Source organism: Pantoea allii (assembly GCF_046529425.1).
Lineage (GTDB): Bacteria > Pseudomonadota > Gammaproteobacteria > Enterobacterales > Enterobacteriaceae > Pantoea > Pantoea allii.
Map to the genome: position 1 here is coordinate 2268455 of NZ_CP125958.1, position 13115 is coordinate 2281569.

The following is a 13115-nucleotide window of genomic DNA, read 5'->3' on the forward strand; positions in this document are numbered from 1 at the left end:
AGTAAGTATAGCTGTGAAATTTTTTCAGGCCGCCTGTGTCGCATTATTACCGCATCCCTTTTGGTATAAAAACGCCAGACACCATGGACGATCTGTTTGTAGCGGCTGAAAAGCATCATCAACAGATGGACCTGTCGGATGCCTGACAGAATTCTATTCATTTTGAAGAATTTCCGAAGATAGATAATTCTTAATTCGCAGCACAATTTTTCATTCACAGCCATTTTCCGCTGCTTTTTAGCCATTTGCTCCATAACGCTTTTCCTGCCTGCTCAGCAGAATATTAAGACCCTTCTCAGCAGGAGAAAAAAATGCTGGAACATCTTAAACAACAGGTTCTGGAAGCTAACCTGGATCTCCCCAAATATAACCTTGTCACCTTTACATGGGGAAACGTCAGCGCCATTGACCGTGAGCAAGGCCTGTTAGTGATTAAACCTTCCGGCGTCAGCTACGATGTGATGAAAGTTGAGGACATGGTAGTGGTGAATCTGGCCACCGGTGAGGTGGTTGAAGGTGAGAAACGCCCTTCATCCGACACGGCAACGCACCGGGCGCTATATCTGGCCTGGCCCGAGGTTGGCGGAATTGTCCATACGCATTCCCGCCACGCCACCATCTGGGCACAGGCAGGCCGCCCGATTCCTGCCTGGGGCACCACGCACGCGGATGATTTCTACGGTGAAATTCCCTGCACGCGAGCAATGCGTGATGAAGAGATCAAGAGCCAGTATGAGTGGAATACAGGTGAGGTGATTATTGAAACCTTCGCACAACGCGGGCTTTCCCCGACCGCCATCCCAGCGGTGCTGGTAAACTCGCATGGTCCTTTTGCATGGGGCAAAGACGCACATGCGGCGGTGCACAGTGCGGTGGTGCTGGAAGAGGTGGCCTACATGGGATTGTTTAGCCAGCAACTCACTGCCGGTCTTCCGCCTATTCAGCAAACCCTGCTTGATCTGCATTATCTGCGTAAGCACGGTGAAAATGCCTGGTACGGCCAGAAATAATTATGGGGGCGTAGCCTTGTCTGCGTCCCGACCCGTTTCTTGCTGGCGGCATGTTAAGCAGTTTTCAGTCTCATCAATACCCGTTATAGGTTCGCGTCTTTCTGGGATTTAGCCTGACTTTATCAAGAAAGCATACTAATCATTTAAACCGAATGCATCGGGGATCACTCTGGAATTTATGTTGTAAATCAATCTCTCATTTGGTCTGGCCTCACTCTGGATTAGGCTGATGTGGCGCAATTAGCGCATCAAAATAACAGAGGATGAGACAATGACCGTGATTAACCAACCCACATGCAGACTGTTTTCCGAAGCCGGACACACTACGCAGTTAGTTGCCTATTACGAGGAAGGACGTCGCACCATGTGGATGATGTTGCGCGCCCAACCACGCCCCAGTTTTAATCATGAATTGATCGAAGAAATCATGAACCTGAGTTATACCGCTCAGCGTTCGGGCTTACCTATCGATTTCTGGGTAACCGGCTCGTTAGTACCACAAATGTTCAATGCCGGTGGCGATCTGCGCTTTTTTGTGGAATGTATTCGCAATAACCGCCGTGAAGCTTTGCGTGCCTATGCACGGGCTTGTGTGGACTGCATCCACTCGGCCGCCCGCGGATTTGATACCGGCGCGGTTACGCTCGCGATGATTGAAGGCAGCGCCCTTGGCGGCGGTTTTGAAGCCGCGCTGGCGCATCACTTTATCCTGGCCCAGAACAATGCCCGGATGGGCTTTCCTGAAATCGCCTTTAACCTGTTTCCGGGAATGGGGGGCTACTCGTTAGTCGCGCGGCGTTCGGGCATGAAACTGGCTGAAGAGCTGATCATGCAAGGTGAGTCCCACAGTGCTGAATGGTACGAAACGCGAGGCTTAGTGGATAAGGTATTTCAACCGGGCGACAGTTACCGGGCGACCCGCACGTTTATCGATACATTGCGGCCAAAACTCAATGGCGTACGTGCCATGTTAAAGGCGCGTCAGCGGGTATTACAGCTTTCACGCGCTGAATTAATGGATATTACCGAGGACTGGGTAGATTACGCATTTACGCTCGAAGCGAAAGATATTGCCTATATGGAACGTTTAGTACAGTTACAAAACCGCCACAGCGCATCACTGCGTAAAGCGGGTTAGCGATCTAGACGCGGGCAGGATGCTGAGCCAGCCAGTGCCCAAACTGATCTGCGGGCATTGGTTTTGCGTAAAAATAGCCTTGTCGCCCATCGACGCCGCTTTTCACGACAAACTCTTCTTCATCGACAGTTTCAATGCCTTCGGCAATCACCTGCAAATCCAGCGCTTTCGCCACCGCGACAATGGCCCTGACGAGAGACTGCGATACCGGCCGTTTGTTCACATTTCGAATAAAGCTTTGATCCAGCTTAATGGCATTAATGGGCACGCGCGCCAGCTGCGACAGGGAGGAGTAGCCGGTGCCAAAGTCATCAAGGTGAATCTGCGCGCCCAGTTCCTGGAATTTACGCATCAGCTTCAACGCTTCGGCTTCATTCTCTATCAGGCAGCTTTCCGTCAGTTCAATATCTACTGGGGACTCGGTCAAACCCGCATCCGTCAGGGCTTGCTTCAGGTCACTGTAGATCGATTGATCGAGCAACTGACGCGCCGAGACGTTCACCGCGACGCGCAGGTGAATATTCTGCTGCCGCCAGGCAAGAATCTGCTTCAACACATTGAGCATGACCCAGCGACCAAGCGGCACGATCAGGCCGGACTCTTCCGCATAGGGGATAAATTCGCCGGGTGATACCAGCCCGCGCTCTGGCGAATTCCAGCGGACCAGCGCTTCCGCACTGCGTACTTTACCGTCAGAATCGACTTTGGGCTGGTAATGCACTAATAAATGGTCCTGCTCCAGCGCTTTACGCAAATTGGTATCGAGCCAAAGGTATTCAAAAACCCGCCGGTTCATCTCTTCAGCAAAAACACAATATCGACCGCGGTTATTCTCTTTGGCGTGATACATCGCCGTATCGGCGTTACGAATCAGACATTCACGATCTTCCCCATGCAGCGGTGCAAGGGCGATGCCGACTGAACAGCCGCTGTAAACTTCGATCAGGCCAATGCGAAACGGCTGACGCAGGCGATCGAGAATACGCGTGGCCATTGCCTCCAGCGCCGCCTGGCTGGTGTGTTCCGCCAACACGACAAATTCATCACCGCCCAGCCGTCCGAGTGTCTGGTTTTTGCTCAGACAGCTCAGGATAGCCAGAGAAACGGCCTGTAACAGCTGATCGCCAAACATATGACCGTAGGCATCATTAACTTTCTTAAAGTTATCTAAGTCCAGATAGACCACGCCGGTTTCGCTGCCTTCTGCACGCTCCAGCGCCTGGCTAATCTGCTGATGAATCGCATGACGATTGGGCAGGCCAGTAATACCATCGGTATTGGCCATAACGCGCAGTCGTTCCTGCGCGCGGCGTTCTTCCGTGATATCCGTTCCTGAACAGATGAGGAAAATTTCATTTTTACCGCTGCCGCTGTGAACAAACTTATTACGAAACAGAAACAGTCGCTGTCCCTTCATCGTTTTGATCCAGCGTTCGACTTCGTAGGAGTTACCGTCGCGGAAGAAACCCGCAATGTTACGACGTGAGGCGGCAGCTTCCTGTTTGGTCATAAACAGCTGAAAAACATTCCGACCGATCACGTCCTGTTCATACAGGCCGGTGTACTCTTCACTGAGTCGGTTAAAGCGTTGAATGTTGCCGCGCTGGTCCAGGATCACAATGACGGAATTGGCTTCCGAAACGACCTGTTCAGCAAAAGACAGACCTAGCGTCAGGTCGCGAGCCACCGCCGAGGTATCGCCCCATGCCGACGCGGTACCGGCCCAGACGGATTTATTGATCCTGCGACCGACAAAATGCATGGCAACCTGCTCGCCGTGTATTGTTAACGTCAGATTTATACTGGAAGTGATAACCGGCATCGCGCGAAGCAAACTGCATTGACCCGGCGTCAGGGGAACAGCCACGCTGGTGTTCGATGATTCATCTAAGGCAAATAGCAGCGCATCACTGTCCGCGTTTAATCGCCAATGAGGGCTGGTTGTACCAAACAAGGTATACAACAATGATTGCCCTTGTTCATCGGTCATGGTCACTCCCTCCAGGAAGTACATTGCTGGCGTTATCTCGTTATTTTAGCAACAGTATTCATCAACTGATGCCAGCACAAGATGAAACTGTATTTATTTTACTTTCCAGAAAAAACGGGCATAAAAAACCCCGCCGAAGCGGGGCTCAGTTTATGTTCAGCACGGACATTTACCCAGCTTTCCGGCCTGACTGGGAAAGCGGGCATCCAGACAATAACGATGAAACTCCCGCTCGCTCATCGGTGTCATTTCAGGATGCCGCCGCCGCATGTGCTGCAGGTATTTTTGATAATCCTGCACGCCAACCATCAAACGAAAACTTTGCTGAAGTCCCTGCCACAGTGCGCGCCAGCGAAAGCCGATGCGAACAGGGGTGGAAAGTAAATCGCAACGCATAATATGCCAGCTACCCTGGGGCCGCGCTACGCGATGGATGCTGTCATACATGGCGCACCTCCTTACGCAATTCCACATCTGACTCATGCGTGGTAGGCACGTTGCTGCTTAGCGCACGGCGAATCACAAAGAACGCGGCAATCAGCATCGTGACGGCGACCAGCATAAAGAACCCGCACAGGGCAGCATTAATCTGGTTACTGAATACGATGGTTTGCATATCGGCCACGGTTTTAGCTGGTGCGATGATAACGCCTTCATCCAGACCTTTTCGGAATTTATTGGCTTGAGCAAGAAAACCAATTGACGGTTTTTCGTGAAAAATCTTCTGCCATCCCGCTGTCATCGAGGTAATAAACAGCCAGATGGTGGGCAGAATCGTCACCCATGCATAGCGCTGCTTTTTCATCTTGAACAGCACCACCGTGCCCAGGATTAGCGCCATAGAGGCCAGCATCTGGTTACCAATCCCAAACAGTGGCCACAAGGTGTTGATACCGCCCAGTGGATCGATAACGCCCTGATAAACGAAGAAACCCCAGCCGGCGACGGCGACGGTGGTCCCTGACATATTGCCCAGCCATGAACGGTTGTTCGCCATAGAAGGCACGACCGTGCCAACCAGATCCTGCACCATAAAGCGGCAGGCGCGCGTGCCGGCATCCACGGCGGTCAAAATAAACAGGGCTTCAAATAAGATGGCGAAGTGGTACCAGAAGGCCATCATGGCGCGGCTGTTAAACACCTCAGTAATGATATGTGCCATGCCGACTGCAAAGGTCGGCGCACCCCCGGCACGTGACAGGATGGAGGCTTCGCCCACATCCCGGGCGATACCGCTTAACATCTCAGGCGTGACCACAAATCCCCAACCATTGATGACCTGAGAGGCATTTTCTACCGTGGTACCAATCAGTGCCGCGGGCGAGTTCATCGCGAAGTACACACCCGGGTCCAGTACCGAGGCGCAAATCAGCGCCATGATGGCCACGAACGACTCCATCAGCATGGCACCGTAGCCAATAAAGCGAATATGGCTTTCGCGCTCTATCAGCTTAGGAGTGGTTCCGCTGGATACCAGCGCATGGAAGCCGGAGATAGCGCCACAGGCGATGGTGATAAACAGGAACGGGAACAGGGCGCCAGAGAAGACCGGCCCCGAGCCGTCAATAAATCGGGTCACGGCAGGCATTTTCATTTCTGGCATGGCAAAGACGATACCCACAGCCAGCCCGACAATGACGCCGATTTTCAGAAAGGTAGAAAGGTAATCCCTCGGGGCCAGCAGCAGCCAGACCGGTAACACTGAGGCGATAAAACCATAGATGACCAGCACCCAGGTCAGCGAGGTGCCTTTCAGCGTAAAGAACGGGCCCCAGTAAGGATGCTGTGCGACATCACCACCGTAAATAATGGCCGCCATCATCAGCACAAAGCCGATCAACGAGACTTCGGCGATTTTTCCCGGGCGCAGAAAGCGCATATAGATGCCCATAAACAGCGCAATCGGAATGGTCGCCGCGATGGTAAACAGTCCCCACGGACTGTTCGCCAGGGCTTTCACCACCACCAGCGCCAGCGCAGAGAGAATAATGATCATCACGCCCAGCGCACCCAGCATAGTAATCACACCGGCAAAAGCGCCCAGCTCCTGACGCGCCATTTCGCCTAACGAACGGCCATCACGTCGCGTAGAGATAAACAGAATCAGGAAATCCTGAACGGCGCCCGCCATCATCACCCCGATCAGAATCCAGATAGTACCAGGCAGAAAACCCATCTGTGCCGCCAGAATAGGGCCGACCAGCGGGCCAGCACCGGCGATAGCCGCAAAGTGGTGACCAAACAGCACCCACTTATTGGTGGGAACATAGTCAAGACCATCGCTGAGGCGCTCAGCAGGCGTCAGACGGCGGTCGTCCAGTTCAAAAATATTGCGGGCGATAAACAGGCTGTAAAAACGATAAGCGATGCTGTAAAAGGCGACTGCGGCAACCACCAGCCAGACTGCGTTGACGTGCTCGCCGCGGTTAAGCGCCAGCATCGCGAACGCACCCGCGCCAATTAACGCCACTGCTAACCAAAGCACGCCGTTTTTGACGTTCTTCATAACTCACTCCTTGTAGAGACCGAATGGAAGGCGATCGAAGACAACGAGCTAACGTTAATGTAATGGAATGTAAGTGGAAGTTAATAAAGATAAAACTGTGAAGCGCGGAGCAAATTTAGCACGCACATGCAGAGGGAAGGCGAGGTGGAATGTGTCGGCGGGACAGACAAGGCTGTCCCACCGGTTTAGTCTCAGGCTGCGGGGCGTGCAACGACGCTGCGCGTTTCCATGCGGACTTCAGCAATGGTCACGTCAATCACGTCGGATACGCGGTAAACCACATCACCTTTAATCTGTACTGTACCGCTTTCCTGGCTGCAAACCAGTTCGTCACGCACGGCATGCAGGAACGGTGCTGGAATGAACGCCACGGCACCATTTTCCAGCAGGCGGACGCGCATGCCACCACGAGAAACATCGATGATTTCCGCGCTGAACTTACGATCCGTAGCCGCAAAGGGCGACAGGTAACGGGCATAGAGCCAGTCGCCCACGTCACGCTCTGCCATGCGGTTAAGACGACGACGTTCACTCATGGTGACCGTCAGCGCATCATCCGGACGACCGATTTGCTCACCGCGTACGATGGCCTTCAGCAGACGATGGTTGATCATGTCGCCAAACTTACGGATCGGGGAGGTCCAGGTGGCGTAAGCGTCCAGTCCCAGGCCAAAGTGCGGGCCCGGTTCGGTGGTGATCTCCGCATAGGTCTGGAAACGACGAATACGGCTGTCGAGGAACTGAGTAGGCTGTGCATCCAGTTCACGGCGCAGTACGCGGAACCCCTCCAGCGTGGTGATAGCCTGCGGATCGGCGGTAATGCCGTGAGTCGCCAGCACAGCGGCGGCCTGCTCGGCATTCGCCGTATCGAAACCCGCGTGAACGTTGTAGATACCAAAACCCAGCTTTTCGCGCAGCACACTGGCGGCACAGATGTTCGCCAGGATCATGGCTTCCTCAACAATCCGGTTCGCGATACGACGCGGTTCGGCGATGATTTCCAGCACTTCCCCTTTTTCGCCCAGCAGAAAACGGTAGTCAGGACGATCTTTAAACACCAGCGCATGGTTTTGACGCCACTCAGCACGGGACTGACATAAGCGATGCAGCAGGCGGATCTGGTTAGCGATAGCCTCGTTTTGCGGTTGCCATTCGCCACTGTTTTCCAGCCAGTCGGAAACCTCGTCATACACCAGTTTGGCTTTTGACTCGATCCAGGCTGCAAAGAACTGAACATCGTCAGCCAGGCTACCATCCTGAGCAACGGTCACGCGGCACGCCAGAACCGGACGACGCACGTCAGGGCGCAGCGAGCAGACATCGTCTGACAGCTCGCGGGGCAGCATCGGGATATTAAAGCCCGGCAGATAGTTCGTAAACGCACGTTGCGCCGCCAGCTTATCCAGCTCGCTACCTTCTGCGACATAGGCAGTGGGATCGGCAATGGCGATGGTCAGACGCAGTGCGCCATCGTCCAGTGCTTCGGCATAGAGCGCATCGTCCATATCTTCAGTGCTGGCGCTGTCGATAGTCACGAAATCCAGAGCGGTCAGATCTTCACGCGTCAGGTTCTCGTCCAGCATGTCGCCAAAGCCGATTTCTGGCGCTTCACGCTCCAGATTATGACGTGACAGTGTCACCCACCATGGGGCGAGGTGGTCGTCGGCTTTGACAATGAATTCGGTGAGTTCGGCATAAAAGCCACGGTCGCCTTTCAACGGATGACGACGCATTTCAGCGACGGCCCAGTCGCCATTCTGGAAATCATGGGTCAGTCCACGCACCGGACGACACTGAATGGCCTCTTTCAGCAGCGGATGATCGGGCACGATAGAAAGACGGTCGTCTTTTTTCTGCACGCGGCCAACAAAGCGGCCCAGAAAAGGCTCAACCAACGTTTCTGGCTCTGCGCTTTCACGATCTTTATCGCTGTGGATGACGGCAACAATGCGGTCGCCATGCATCACTTTTTTCATCTGCGGCGGCGGGATGAAATAACTTTTTTGTGCATCGACTTCCAGAAAGCCGAATCCCTTTTCGGTGCCTTTTACAACGCCTTCTGCACGCGGCGTTTGCGAATGAAGCTTCTCTTTAAGCTGCGCAAGCAGCGGATTATCCTGGAACATGATTTTTACGTTTCGTGGCCTAATAGCGGCTGACAGTTTTACGCGAATCGGGGTCTCGCGGCAAGGCAAAAAGCCGGACGAACCGGCTTTTTGCCTGGAGAAAAGCCTGAATCAGGCGATTCGTTGGGTGGTCAACGCCTGCGACAATTCCAGCTTAACCGGCACCGATTTCGAGGTCGGTGTGCCGCTGATATCGCCATAGCTGTTTAACGGGACCAGCGGGTTTGTTTCAGGATAGTAGGCCGCCAGATTGCCACGCGGAATGTTGTAAGGCACCAGTTTGAAGCCGCTCACGCGACGGGTGATGCCATCATTCCACAGGGTTTCAATATCCACATTCTGGCCTTCACTAAACCCTAACTCAGCCATGTCGTCTGGGTTAATAAAGACGACTTCACGCTGGCCATACACGCCGCGATACCGATCGTCGAGACCGTAAATCGTGGTGTTGTACTGATCATGCGAGCGCAGGGTTTGCAGCGTGAAAGGCACTTCCTGATCAAGCTTCGGAAACAGCGACTCGGGCAGCGCTGCCGGGTTGAACTCGGCCTTACCGGTCGGCGTATTAAAACGCAGCTCTGCCGCGGCATTGCCGAGATAGAAGCCACCAGGCTGATCGCATTTGGTATTGAAGTCGCCAAAACCGGGAATGGTTGCCGCAATATGATTGCGAATCAGGTTGTAATCAGCCGCCAGATCTAACCACTTCACCTTGTCATCACCGAGAACCGCATGGGCAATACTGGCAACAATCGACGTTTCAGAACGCTGTGTTTCCGCCAGAGGAATACCGACACCTTCTGACGCATGCACCATGCTGAACGAATCTTCCACGGTAATGAACTGGTTACCTGTCGCCTGCAGATCGCGTTCGGTGCGACCCAATGTCGGCAGGATCAACCCTTCATGACCCGGCACCAGATGGCTACGGTTGAGCTTGGTGCTGATGTGCACGGTCAGACCACAGCGTGATAGAGCTTCTTCAGTACGCGGAGAATCCGGTGCCGCGGCGGCCAGATTACCGCCCAGGGCGATAAGAACCTTAATTTCATCACGCAGCATCGCGTTCAGGGCTTCAACGGTGTTATGGCCTGCCGCACGCGGAGGCTCAAAGTCAAAGTGCTGACCAAGCGCATCCAGGAAAGGTTTGGACGGCTTTTCATCAATGCCCATGGTGCGGTTGCCCTGAACGTTACTGTGACCACGCACAGGACAGAGGCCGGCCCCTTTTTTACCTAACTGACCAAACAGCAGCTGTAGGTTGGTGATTTCACGCACCGTATCAACCGAATGCTTGTGCTGCGTAATGCCCATTGCCCAGGTGCAGATCACCCGATCGGCGTTCTGATAGATCGCTGCCGCTTCACGGATTTGTGCTTCTGTCAGGCCCGACTGCGCCACAATCTGCATCCAGTCTGTGTTATCTACGGCGTCGAAATATGCCTCAACGCCGTGTGTTTTGGCGTTCAGGAAGGCCTGATCGAACAAGCCGCTTTCGCCCGCAGCAATACGCGCGCGATGGGTTTCCAGCAGGGCTTTCACCATGCCGCGCACGGCCGCCATATCACCGCCAAGATGGGGTTGATAATAGGCAGAACTGATGGTGCCCGCTTTGGAGGTGACAATTTCGAGCGGCTTTTGCGGATCGGCAAAACGCTCCAGACCGCGCTCACGTAGCGTGTTAAAGGTAACGATTTTAGCACCATGATCGGCCGCGTGACGCAGGCTGTGCAGCATGCGTGGGTGGTTAGTGCCTGGGTTTTGCCCAAAGACAAAAATGGCATCGGCATGATCAAAATCGTCAAGACGAATGGTGCCTTTACCCACGCCGATGCTGCGTTTCAGCCCAGCACCGCTGGCCTCGTGACACATATTGGAGCAGTCCGGGAAGTTATTGGTGCCTGACATGCGGCCAAACAGTTGATAAAGCCAGGAGGCTTCATTACTGGCGCGACCCGAGGTGTAAAGCTCCATCTGATCCGGATTATCCATCGCCTTAATGTGTTTCGCGATGAGCGCATAGGCGTCATCCCAACTGATGGGTTCGTAATGGTCGCTTTCAGCGTTGTAGCGTAACGGATGCGTCAGACGGCCCTGATATTCCAGGAAGTAGTCACTTTGCGCATACAGGGTCGTAACGCTGTGTTTCGCGAAAAAGTCGGTATCGACCACGCGGCGCGTCGCTTCCCAGGTCACGGCTTTCGCCCCGTTTTCGCAAAAGCTAAATGTACTTTTATTGTCATCACCCCAGGCGCAGCCTGGGCAGTCGAAGCCACGAGCTTTGTTCATGCGCATTAAATTGCGCAGATTTTTCAGGGCAGCTTTACTGTCGAAAACAAAACGTGTGGTAGCTTCCAGTGAACCCCAGCCGCCCGCTGCGGCACGGTATGGTTTAATTTGACGCTTGAATTTCATCATAGGTGCAGGCTTATTTTTATGTTGGACGAATGTTGCAAGGATATATCCTGATGGTAAATATTAGTGTGCTATCGACGACAAAGCTTGTCTAATTGATTGGCTTAATGGTGCGATAGCTGGCGTTTATCGTGGTGGCGCGCCAACTGTGATGATGTTCATGTTTTACCTTCTCGTAACCTCTCCATAACGGGTGTTATCGGCACATCGCGCTAATACTTGCTGTTTAAAACAGAAAAGGGCGCGACACCATGAAACAACTCACCAGCCAGATCCATGCGTTTGGCAAGGCGTTGATGATGCCAATTTCGGTGATTGCAGCGGCCGGTATCTTTCTGGGGCTGGCGGCGGCAATGCAGAATCCCGCCGTCACCGGCGAAGCTTTCGCACACATGCAGGTTGCCCAGCTCATCATCGGGTTTATTCGTAAAGTGGCCGGCGCGCTGTTTGCTAATCTGCCGCTATTCTTTGCCGTCGCCAGCGCCATTGGACTGGCGAAAGCAGAAAAGCCTACCGCAGCCTTTGCCGCCGTTATCGGCTATATCGCTATGAATGTCGGTATCAATGCCACGCTGGCGGCGAAGGGCATTACCGCAGCCACAACCACGCCGCAGGCGCTGCAACAGGCCGGGCTGGATCAGACCACAGCCATGATGACGTCGGCTGAGTACATTCAGATGCTGGGTATTTTTACCTACAATATGAGCGTACTGGGCGGTGTGATTGCCGGGCTGATCACCGTGATGCTGCATAACCGCTTCTATACGCAGCAGTTACCCACGGCGATCAGTTTCTTTGGCGGGCGTCGCTTTGTGCCGATTGTAACGGTGGTGTTCCTGCCGCTGATCGGCATCTTACTGGCGCTGGTCTGGCCGACCATTGGCGAAGGCATTGCCTGGGTGGGACAGATGATCGGCCGGAGCGGGCAGTACGGGGCATTTCTGTTGGGGGCTTCGGAACGCATTCTTATCCCCACGGGCCTGCATCACATCCTGAACGAAACCGTGCGCTTCACGCCCATTGGCGGCATGGCTATCGTGGACGGACAGACGATTGTCGGTGCGTTAAACATCTTTAATGCCTCGCTCACCCATCCCGGACTTATCCCGGACGCGACGCTTCGCACCGCCACCCAGTTCCTGGCTCAGGGAAAAATACCGGTCATGATGTTTGGTCTGCCTGCTGCTGCCCTGGCGATTTATCACACCGCGCGGCCTGAACACAAACAGCGCGTCAGGGCGCTGGTGATGGCTGGAGCACTGACGTCATTCACTACTGGCATCACCGAACCGCTGGAGTTTTGCTTTATCTTCGTTTCGCCGGTGCTTTACCTGCTGCATGCATTTTTAACCGGCCTGTCATTTATGCTGATGTCGATGCTGCATTTGATGATTGGAAATGTGCAGGGCGGTGTGATCGATCTGGTGGTCTTTGGCATGCTTGGCGGCAGTAAAACCCACTGGTGGTGGACGCTGGCGCTTGGGGTGATTTACGCCCCGGTTTATTACTATTCTTTCCGCTTTATTATTACGCGTATGCATGTCGAAACGCCGGGACGTGAAACGGATGATGAAAAACCACAGCTGGTTGAAGGCAGCGAGCGCACCAACGTGATCATCAGTGGTTTGGGTGGGGCAGCCAATATAGAGGATGTCGATTGCTGCTTCACGCGTTTACGGGTTCGGGTCAAAGACATGAAAGAAGTGGTGGATCAGACGCTAATGAGCACCGGCGCCAATGGCATCAACCGCGTTAGTGAACATGATGTGCAGGTGATTTACGGCCCACAGGTAGAGAAAATCGCACAAGAGGTGAAAGCGGCCCTGGGCGTCGGATAATCACCATTCACCCAGTAAAGGTACAAGTGGGGGCCAGTCCCTTCAGCAAGTGAGACCGGTCGTTCGATTTTGAGGATAAAACAATTATCGAA

Annotated in this window: 8 protein-coding genes; 3 read left to right on the top strand and 5 right to left on the bottom strand. The window is 53.8% G+C overall.

Features of this window, described 5'->3' with window-relative positions:
• Positions 1–311: 311 nt before the first annotated feature.
• Together araD and QNH99_RS10755 are read left to right on the top strand one after the other, a co-directional pair.
• Positions 312–1010 (top strand): L-ribulose-5-phosphate 4-epimerase, encoded by a 699-nt coding sequence (gene araD, locus QNH99_RS10750; protein WP_241567886.1) that lies wholly within the window; start codon positions 312–314, stop codon positions 1008–1010.
• Between the two features lie 271 nt (positions 1011–1281).
• Positions 1282–2148, top strand: a complete 867-nt coding sequence (locus tag QNH99_RS10755) for a crotonase/enoyl-CoA hydratase family protein (RefSeq protein WP_283355717.1) — start codon at positions 1282–1284, stop codon at positions 2146–2148.
• 4 nt (positions 2149–2152) lie between these two features.
• Here the strand turns inward: QNH99_RS10755 and pdeR are convergent, their stop codons facing one another.
• The 5 genes from pdeR to QNH99_RS10780 form a co-directional block, all read right to left on the bottom strand.
• Positions 2153–4138 (bottom strand): cyclic di-GMP phosphodiesterase, encoded by a 1986-nt coding sequence (gene pdeR, locus QNH99_RS10760; RefSeq protein WP_096010535.1) that lies wholly within the window; start codon positions 4136–4138, stop codon positions 2153–2155.
• Positions 4139–4294: 156 nt separating this feature from the next.
• Positions 4295–4585: a YbdD/YjiX family protein gene (locus tag QNH99_RS10765; protein ID WP_283355716.1), complete on the bottom strand. Its 291-nt coding sequence runs from the start codon at positions 4583–4585 to the stop codon at positions 4295–4297.
• Positions 4578–6644, bottom strand: coding sequence for a carbon starvation CstA family protein (locus tag QNH99_RS10770; protein ID WP_096010536.1), 2067 nt, complete (start codon positions 6642–6644; stop codon positions 4578–4580). Before QNH99_RS10770 ends, QNH99_RS10765 begins: the two co-directional genes overlap by 8 nt.
• Positions 6645–6835: 191 nt before the next feature.
• Positions 6836–8770 (bottom strand): exoribonuclease II, encoded by a 1935-nt coding sequence (locus tag QNH99_RS10775; RefSeq protein WP_410517651.1) that lies wholly within the window; start codon positions 8768–8770, stop codon positions 6836–6838.
• 111 nt (positions 8771–8881) lie between these two features.
• Positions 8882–11185 (bottom strand): FdhF/YdeP family oxidoreductase, encoded by a 2304-nt coding sequence (locus tag QNH99_RS10780; protein WP_410517668.1) that lies wholly within the window; start codon positions 11183–11185, stop codon positions 8882–8884.
• Between the two features lie 251 nt (positions 11186–11436).
• Between QNH99_RS10780 and QNH99_RS10785 the strand changes: the two genes are divergently transcribed.
• On the top strand, positions 11437–13023 hold the full coding sequence (locus tag QNH99_RS10785; protein WP_063879753.1) for a PTS transporter subunit EIIC: 1587 nt from the start codon (positions 11437–11439) through the stop codon (positions 13021–13023).
• The last annotated feature ends 92 nt before the right edge of the window (positions 13024–13115 follow it).

Coding starts and splice junctions, on each gene's coding strand:
- QNH99_RS10775 (WP_410517651.1), bottom strand. CDS start 8,770: ATGTTCCAGGATAATCCGCTGCTTGCGCAGCTTAAAGAGAAGCTTCAT.
- QNH99_RS10770 (WP_096010536.1), bottom strand. CDS start 6,644: ATGAAGAACGTCAAAAACGGCGTGCTTTGGTTAGCAGTGGCGTTAATT.
- QNH99_RS10755 (WP_283355717.1), top strand. CDS start 1,282: ATGACCGTGATTAACCAACCCACATGCAGACTGTTTTCCGAAGCCGGA.
- pdeR (WP_096010535.1), bottom strand. CDS start 4,138: ATGACCGATGAACAAGGGCAATCATTGTTGTATACCTTGTTTGGTACA.
- QNH99_RS10765 (WP_283355716.1), bottom strand. CDS start 4,585: ATGTATGACAGCATCCATCGCGTAGCGCGGCCCCAGGGTAGCTGGCAT.
- QNH99_RS10780 (WP_410517668.1), bottom strand. CDS start 11,185: ATGAAATTCAAGCGTCAAATTAAACCATACCGTGCCGCAGCGGGCGGC.
- araD (WP_241567886.1), top strand. CDS start 312: ATGCTGGAACATCTTAAACAACAGGTTCTGGAAGCTAACCTGGATCTC.
- QNH99_RS10785 (WP_063879753.1), top strand. CDS start 11,437: ATGAAACAACTCACCAGCCAGATCCATGCGTTTGGCAAGGCGTTGATG.